Below are 4883 nucleotides of genomic sequence, written 5' to 3'. Positions count from 1 at the left end.
TTGGCTCCCGCCCCAAGTTGCAACAGCACCTTCAACTGCCTCTGTCTAGTCTAGATGTAGTTGAACGGGTTTGTGAACACCCACTCGGCGAAATGCTCGCGATCGGCTCCTCCGGACCACTGTTCACATCAACGACCGTTTGTTGAACGGCGGTGTGAGTCAGCCCCAGCCCTGCGACGCCACGAACCGTCTTGGGCGGCGGATGCGAGGCGCAGGCCTGCCCATCACGCCGAGTCCCGTCGGACATGGGCACATAGCCCCGCGCCCGCCAGGCCGAGTGCCGGTACGAGAAGCGCGACGGCAGGAGGCCACACGGACATGCCTGCAGGGGCCTCTCCAAGTGCCTGGGCGAGGAGCATGTGGCTGGCGTTGAACGGCAGCCACGGCGTGATCGCCTCGAGCATCGGGACCATGGACGCGAGCTGTTCGATCAGGAGCATCCACGTGATCGGCGCGGCGACGGACACCGCGACGGAGCGCGTGAGGACGGCAAGCGCCGTCGCCATCGTCGCCCACAGGAGAACGACGAGGAGGTAGGCCGCGAGGTAGGCCCACCCTCGCGGCGACATGGCCAGCCCGTCGGGATAGAACGTCGCCGCGACGAGCGCGAGGCCGATGCCGACGACGTACGCGAATGCGAGGAACGCCCACTGGACCGCTGCCTGTGCCACCAACGAGGCCCATCGACTCTTCTGCGTGAGGAAGGACAGCGCCGTCGACCCCGCATTGATCTCGGTCGCGGTGTGTGTGCCGGCGAACACGATGGCCAGCACATGGAAGATGCTCACGCACTTGCCCAGATCACCGGCGTCGATCGGCCCTCGATAGGCCGGGTCGTAGACGATGCCCATCAGGACGATGGGGCCGACGCAGCAGCCGATCAGCAGCGCAGCGAAGATGCCTGTGGAGCGCACGGTGAGCAGTCGGCGCACCTCAGCTGTCAATGCTCGTGTCATCGCTCGGGCCTTTCTTTGCCATGTTCGGCTTCGGATGATCGGTCGGTGAGGCGGAGGAATTCCTCTTCCAGCCGGATCGGCTTGTCCGTCAGGGCAGTGATGAGCACGTCGAGGTCTCGGCAGGTCCGCGAGAGCGTGAGCGCGTCGGGGACCGTCTCGTCGAATGTCACGCAGAGTCCCTCGGGCAGTGCGGTTACGGGGACCCGCAGTCCGCGCAGAGCCTGCTCGACGCGTTCGTCGTCGTCGGTGCGGAGGAGCGCTTGGCGGCTGCGCGCGTGCAGAAGATCGGCGACGTCCCACTGGCCGAGCAAGCGGCCGTTGTCGATGACGACGAGGCGGTCGGCGAGGGTCTCCATCTCGCCGAGCAGGTGGGAGGAGACAAGGACGGCGTGGCCGCTCGCGGCGGCATCGCGCAGGAAGGCGCGCATCCACTCCATCCCCTGCGGGTCGAGGCCATTCATCGGCTCGTCGAGGACGATGTTGCGCGGTCTGCCCAGCAGGGCGGCCGCGAGCCCCAGGCGCTGCTTCATCCCGAGCGAGTAGCCGCCGATCCTGCGATGAGCTGCCTGGGTCAACGCGACGGCCTCGAGTACCTCCCAGGCGCGGCGGTCGGGTAGGCCGGCAGAAGCAGCGATGGTCGTCAGGTGCGCCAGTCCGGTCCGGCCGGGGTGGAACCAGGAGGCGTCGAGGACGGCTCCGACGACCTCGGCCGGCCTCGTCTGGGCGGTCAGCGGGAGCCCGTCGATGAGCACGGTTCCGGTGGTGGGCTTGTGGAGCCCGAGGAGGCATCGCATGGTCGTGGACTTGCCGGCTCCGTTCGGGCCTAGGAACCCGGTGATGGATCCGTCGGGGACCGTGAAGCTCAATCCTTCAACAACGGTCACCTGGCCGTAGCGCTTCGAGAGACGGTCGACCTCGATCATGCGCGCCCGCCCTGGGACCGGCTGGCCGAATCCGGATGGCCGTCCCGTCCGCCAGTCAGACGCCGGTCCAGCACCGGCGACGCCGCGGCGACGACGGCCGCGACGACGAGGGCACCGAGCGCGAGACCGGAGAGCACGTCGTGGACGTAGTGGACTCCGGCGGCCACTCGAGAGGCGGCGATCGCCAGCGCGAGAGGCAACGCGAACCAGGCGAGGCGGGGGACGACGAGGATGCAGGCGGTGGCGAAGGCAGCGGCCAGGACGGCGTGATTCGACGGCCACGACCAGTCCCCGCTCCCGGGGCAGCTGAGCACAGTGGCAGTGTCGACGACGCTGCAGGGCCGCGGCTCCTCGACCAGCAGCTTGACGGCCTCGCTCAATCCGTAGGCCGTGATCACGCCGAGTCCAGCCAGCGCCAGGAGCCAGAACCGCCGGCGCTCGCGCAGCCAGCACCAGAGAGCGAGGACGCCGGCGGTCGCCACGAGGGCAAGCAGACCGAATTCGGCCACGGATCCCACCGCCGAGGCCAGTGCCGAGCCCTCGGCGAGACCGGCGACAGCGGTGAAGAGGCGCTCACGCACCGGATACGTCGCGAGAGCGAGGGCAGCAAGAGCTGCGACGGCAATCAACAGCGCGGGCCACGGCACGGGGCGGGACGAGGATCTGCGCGACGTCGAAAGCGTGCGCGTCGAAGTTTCGTGAGTCATGAAATCCACGCTATGGACGCGGTTCGGCCTCAGAATCTGCCATGCGGGGCGACTCGTCTATGCCCACGGTCATACCGGCGAGGTGCTGCGCACGCCCGATCGAGGGAGGCGGCGAGCCCACGGTCCCCGGTAGAATGGAGCGCATGACCCTAATTGATCGTCCGTCTGCGCGCCGGAGCGTCGACGCGCTAACGGCGATCGGTTTCGGGGTGCTGGCCTCCGCGCCGGAGCCGGGCCTCTTCATGGCCCTGCTCACCGGCATCGCCGCGATCGCAATCGGGCTCTGGTCCAGGGGTCCGCGCGCGGGCCTGGGAGGACTGGCAGTGCTGGTCGTCGTGAGCATGGCCCGGGCCACGTGGCTCGACGGGCACTGGCTCTACGTCGCGGAGGAGTTTCCCCCGGCGCTCATGCGCGCTGGTGTGCCCTGGCTGATCGGTCTCGCCGTGCGCCAGTACATCGTCCTCGGGCGGAGGGCAGACCGCGAGCGAGAGCTGCGGCAGGTCCAGCGCCTGGCCGAGCTCAAGGAGCGCGCCACCGCCGACCGGCTCGCCCTCGCGCAGTCGCTGCACGACGACCTCGGCCACTCGTTGAGCCTCGTCGCGCTCAATCTCGGACGGCTCGAGATCGACCCGGCACTGCCCGAGAGCGCCCGCACCTCGCTCTTACACGCCCGCAACGACCTCGCCCACGCGGTCGAACGCCTGGGGGACTCCGTCTCCGACCTCAGATCCGGCGCTCCCGTGCTGCCAATGGGCGCAGCATCTGTCGATGCACTGCTGGCCCGGGCCCGCGCAGCCGGTGCGCGCATCACCGTGCAAGGACTGCCGGAACCCAGGCGGCTGCAGGACTTCGGAGGCGAGCAGGTCACGAGGGTCCTACAAGAAGCGATCACGAACGCAAGCAGGCACGCTCCCGGCACCCCGATCGACATCACCGCTGCCGACGTCGGTGCCGAGCTGCGTCTAAAGATCGAGAACGCCCTCGGCGAGACTCCTGCCGACGCGCACACAGCGGGCACGGGCCTGAGCACTTTGGAAAGTGAGCTCCGCGCCCACGGCGGAGAACTCGCCGCGGAGAAGACGGACAGTGCGTTCGTCCTCTCTGCGGTCCTCCCGACTCGCCGTCAGGAGCAGAGCACGCACGATGATCGCGCTGTGGAGGCGACGAGAGACGTCGATGAGAGCTCGACCGGCAGAACGAAGCTCCGCCAGCGACTGATTCTCGCCTCGACCGCGGCGATCGTCGTCGTCGGGCTCGCAGCGGTCGAGGCGCTGACGGTGGTGCAGAACCACCGCGCGCTGCTGTCGGCAGGGGCCTTCTCAAGCATCAGCGTCGGAGACGCGCGGGCGGAGACCGAGCGGATCCTGCCCGGCCACGAGCTGCCGGCCAGGCGGGGCGAGAACCGACCGGACGACTGCCACGACTACGCCGTGACCGCGAACACCTTTGACGACGCTGCCGGGGACGTGTACCGGATCTGCTTCGCGCAGGACGAGGTCTCCAGCACCGAGTACATCGCAGGAGGACAACGATGACAGCGACCGAGGCCCCGGTCAGAGTCCTGGTCGCCGACGACGACCCCCTCGTGAGGACCGGCATCGTCGGGATCCTCGACACCGATCCCGCCATCGAGGTCGTAGCCCAGGCCGCCGACGGAGCAGAGGCCCTGCGCAAGATCGACGCGCACCGTCTCGACGTCGCCCTCTTCGACATCCAGATGCCCGGGATGAGCGGACTCGACGCGCTGCAACGGCTCCGCTCCGACGGGAGCGCGCTCCCCTGCCTGTTCGTCACCACGTTCGGGGAGGACGACTACATCGCCGAGGCCATCCGGCTCGACGCAGACGGGTTTGTCCTCAAGTCCGGCGATCCGCGCCAGCTGATCGCCGGTGTGCACGCCGTCGCCGGTCGCGGAGCGTTCTTCTCGCCCTCGGTCGCCCGGCGTCTGCTCGACTCCGGCGTCTCGACGACGTACACCCAGTACGCGAGCGCCGTCGAACGCTTCGAACGCCTCACGGCTCGCGAGCGAGAGATTCTGATCCGGCTCAGCCAAGGAGAGACGAACGCTGAGATCGCGAAAGCGCTGCACCTCGCTCCCGGCACCGTCAAGGTGCACGTTTCCGCGATCCTGCGGAAGACTGAAGCGCGCAACCGCGTAGAAGCAGCCCTCATCGCCCTTCGCGCCGGACGAGCCTAGATCTTCTCGGGACGACGACGATCAGGCTTCGTCGTGCCGGAGCTTCGGAACGTCCGCGACGAGACCTTCGATGGTGCTGTTGCAAAGTTGGGGCAGTAGG

General features: G+C 68.5%; 5 protein-coding genes. 2 read left to right on the top strand and 3 right to left on the bottom strand.

What is annotated here, in order from left to right:
* Positions 1-224: 224 nt before the first annotated feature.
* The 3 genes from HMPREF3097_RS02395 to HMPREF3097_RS02385 are packed head-to-tail and all read right to left on the bottom strand — an operon-like array spanning position 225 to position 2586.
* Complete coding sequence (locus HMPREF3097_RS02395) at positions 225-956, bottom strand: ABC transporter permease (protein WP_066513013.1); 732 nt, start codon at positions 954-956, stop codon at positions 225-227.
* On the bottom strand, positions 953-1879 hold the full coding sequence (locus HMPREF3097_RS02390) for an ATP-binding cassette domain-containing protein (protein WP_011867677.1): 927 nt from the start codon (positions 1877-1879) through the stop codon (positions 953-955). Before HMPREF3097_RS02390 ends, HMPREF3097_RS02395 begins: the two co-directional genes overlap by 4 nt.
* Complete coding sequence (locus HMPREF3097_RS02385) at positions 1876-2586, bottom strand: phosphatase PAP2 family protein (RefSeq protein WP_080972059.1); 711 nt, start codon at positions 2584-2586, stop codon at positions 1876-1878. The genes HMPREF3097_RS02390 and HMPREF3097_RS02385 overlap by 4 nt, the downstream gene beginning before the upstream one ends.
* Positions 2587-2729: 143 nt before the next feature.
* Between HMPREF3097_RS02385 and HMPREF3097_RS02380 the strand changes: the two genes are divergently transcribed.
* A complete protein-coding gene (locus tag HMPREF3097_RS02380) occupies positions 2730-4121 on the top strand; it encodes a sensor histidine kinase (protein WP_168167009.1) in 1392 nt (463 codons plus the stop codon).
* On the top strand, positions 4118-4783 hold the full coding sequence (locus HMPREF3097_RS02375) for a response regulator (RefSeq protein ID WP_011867674.1): 666 nt from the start codon (positions 4118-4120) through the stop codon (positions 4781-4783). Before HMPREF3097_RS02380 ends, HMPREF3097_RS02375 begins: the two co-directional genes overlap by 4 nt.
* The last annotated feature ends 100 nt before the right edge of the window (positions 4784-4883 follow it).

Origin of the sequence: Corynebacterium sp. HMSC27B11, assembly GCF_001815985.1 — a bacterium.
GTDB lineage: Bacteria > Actinomycetota > Actinomycetes > Mycobacteriales > Mycobacteriaceae > Corynebacterium.
This window is presented reverse-complemented; position numbering and strand designations above follow the sequence as displayed.